The following is a 3,201-nucleotide window of genomic DNA, read 5'->3' on the forward strand; positions in this document are numbered from 1 at the left end:
TGGAGGGTCTGCGGGAGGGTGCCGTGGTGCAGGGCCAGGACCGTCTTGATGATCCCGGCGACACCCGCGGCGGCCTGGGTGTGGCCGATGTTGGACTTGAGGGACCCCAGCCACAGCGGCTGCCCCTCGTCACGGTCCTGCCCGTACGTGCTGATCACGGCCTGGGCCTCGATCGGGTCACCCAGAACGGTGCCGGTGCCGTGCGCCTCGACGGCGTCGACGTCACGGGGACCCAGGCCCGCGTTGGCGAGGGCCTGGCGGATGACCCGCTGCTGAGAGGGGCCGTTGGGGGCGGTCAGGCCGTTGGAGGCGCCGTCCTGGTTGGTCGCGCTTCCTCGTACGACGGCGAGGACGGTGTGTCCGTTGCGGCGGGCGTCGGAGAGGCGTTCGAGCAGGATGAGGGCCACGCCCTCGGACCAGCCGGTGCCGTCGGCGGCGGCGGCGAACGCCTTGCACCGCCCGTCGGGCGCCAGCCCCCGCTGCCGCGAGAACTCGATGAACGTCGACGGCCTCGGCATCACCGCGACACCGCCGGCCAGGGCGAGGTCGCACTCACCGGAGCGCAGGGACTGCGCGGCCAGGTGCAGCGCCACCAGCGACGAGGAACACGCCGTGTCCACGGTCACCGCCGGACCCTCGAACCCGAACGTGTACGCCACCCGGCCCGACAGCACACTGGGCAGGTTGTTGTGCGAGGTGTAGCCGTCCACGCCCTCGTCGATGAGGTCCGCGCCGATGGTGTACCCGGTGTGGAAACCGCCCGCGAACACGCCGGTCCTGCTGCCGCGCAGGGCCGTCACGTCGACGCCGGCGTTCTCGAAGACCTCCCACGAACTCTCCAGGAACACCCGGTGCTGCGGGTCCATCGCCAGCGCCTCACGCGGAGAGATCTTGAAGAAGGCGGCGTCGAAATCCGCGGCACCGTCGAGGAAACCGCCCCTGCGGGTGTACGTCTTGCCCGGGACTCCCGGCTCGGGGTCGTAGATGGCCTCGATGTCCCAGCCGCGGTCGGTGGGGAAGTCGGACAGCGCCTCCCCGCCCGAGGCCAGCAGTTCCCACAGGTCCTTCGGTGAGACGATGCCGCCGGGCAGCCGGCACGCCATACCGACGATCACGACCGGGTCGTCCTCGACGGGGCCGCCCGCGGCGGCCCGCACCTGCTCCGCGGTGCCGCCCGAGACCTCGCCCAGCACGAAACGGGCTAGGTCCCGCGGGGTCGGGTAGTCGAAGAGCAGGGTGGTCGGCAGCCGCAGCCCGAAGTCCTTGACCAGCGCGTTCCGCAGCTGCACGGCCGTCATCGAGTCGAAGCCCTGGTGCGTGAACGCGGTGTTCGCGTCCACGGCCGACGCGTCCCGGTGGCCGAGCACGGCCGCCGCCTGCGCCCGCACCGCCTCCAGCACCGCGGGTTCGCGGTCCGCCTCGGGCAGGGTGGCGAGCCGTCCGGCCAGGTCCGAGCCGGAGTGCTCGGTCCCCGCCGCGCTGTCGAGTTCCCGCAGCGCCGCCTGCACCTCGGGCAGTTCGGTCAGCAGCGGGCTGGGCCGAGCGGATGTGAAGCCGGGAGCGAACCGGGACCAGTGAATGTCCGCGACCGATACCGCGGTCTCGTCCCGTTCCACCGAGCGGACCAGCGACTGGGCGGCGAGCTCTGGGTCCATCGCCGTGACCCCGAGCCGGCTCAGCCGCTCCGCGGCGCCGTCCACCGCGCCGAGCCCGGCCCCGGCCCAGGAGCCCCAGGCGATCGACGTCGCCGTACGGCCGCTGCCGCGACGCCGTACGGCGAGCGCGTCGAGGTAGGCGTTCGCCGCGGCGTAGGCGCCCTGGCCGCCGCCGCCCCACACACCGGCGTTGGACGAGATCAGCACGAAGGCGTCCAGCGGAAAGTCGCCGAGCACCTCGTCGAGGTTCCGGGCACCGACGACCTTGCCCGCGACGATCCGCGCGAACTCCTCCGGCGAGGTCTCCGCGATCGCGCTCTGCTGGCCGAGCCCGGCCGCGTGCACCACGGCGGTGAGCGGCCTGTCGTCCGGCACCGACGCCACCACCGAGGCCAGGGCGTCCCGGTCGGCCACGTCGCACGCGGCCACCGTCACCGCGGTGCCGAGCTCCTCCAGCTCGGTCACCAGCTCACGTACGCCCTCACCGTCCACGCCCCGGCGGCTCACCAGCAGGAGGTGTTCCGCGCCCGCGGTCGCCAGCCACCGGGCGATCTGTCCGCCGACACCGCCGGTACCGCCGGTGACCAGCACCGTCCCCCGTGGCGTCCAGGGCCGTCGCACGGCGGCCTCGTCCAGCGGCGCACGCACCAGCCGCCGCGCGGACACACCGGAACTCCGGATGGCGACCTGATCCTCGTCGCCCTGGCCGCGCAGCACACCCGCCAGGTAGCGCAGCACCTTCTCGTCCGGCTCGGCCGGCAGGTCCACCAGACCGCCCCACAGCCGCGGGTACTCCAGCGCCGCCACCAGGCCGAAGCCCCAGGTGAGCGCATCGACGGGGCTGATCCGCGGACCGTCGTCCCCCTCGGCCCCGCCCAAGGTGAGGGTCCACAGCGGTGTGGTGACGCCGCAGTCCGCCAGCGCCGGCACGAGGGCGGAGAGCAGCATCAGGCCATTGGGCACGGCGGGGAACGCGGCGTGCGGCCGCTCGTCCAGGGAGAGGAACGACAGCAGGCCGCTGTACCCGGCCTGCGCCACGCCCTCGGCCGTGAACCGCTCGGCCAGCGCCTCCCGGTCCGCGTCACCGGCCTCCAGCACGACGCAGTCCGCGCCGTACGACCGCAGGGCGTCCAGGGTCGTCGTCACCCGGGCGTCACCGGCGAAGCCCGCGGGGACCACGGCGAGCCACTTGCCCGCGAACCGGTCGGAGGTGACCACGCCCAGACGGCGCCACACGACGCGGTACCGCCACGACTCGACGGTCGACTTCTGCCGTGTACGCCGCCGCCAGTTCCTCAGCGCCGGCAGGGCGGAGGCGACCACATCGCGCTCCCGTTCGTCGGCCACGTCCAGCGCGGTCGTGAGCGCCGTCGCGTCCTCCTGCTCGACCGCCTCCCAGAAGCGCGCCTCGTACGGGTCGGCCGCGGACGAGACCTCGGCCGCGGGCTCCGGCCAGTAGCGCTGGTGTTGGAAGGGGTAGGTGGGGAGGGGGGTGTGGGGGTTGGTGGGTGTGGTGGGGAGGTGCCAGGTGGGGGTGTGGTGGGTG

General features: G+C 73.7%; 1 protein-coding gene. It reads right to left on the minus strand.

The features are described from left to right. Positions 1-3,201 (minus strand): SDR family NAD(P)-dependent oxidoreductase (locus tag ACIP4X_RS35680; protein ID WP_391460483.1); only part of this gene is annotated, 3,201 nt, incomplete at both ends.

The organism is Streptomyces sp. NPDC088817 (genome assembly GCF_044750345.1).
Taxonomy (GTDB): domain Bacteria; phylum Actinomycetota; class Actinomycetes; order Streptomycetales; family Streptomycetaceae; genus Streptomyces.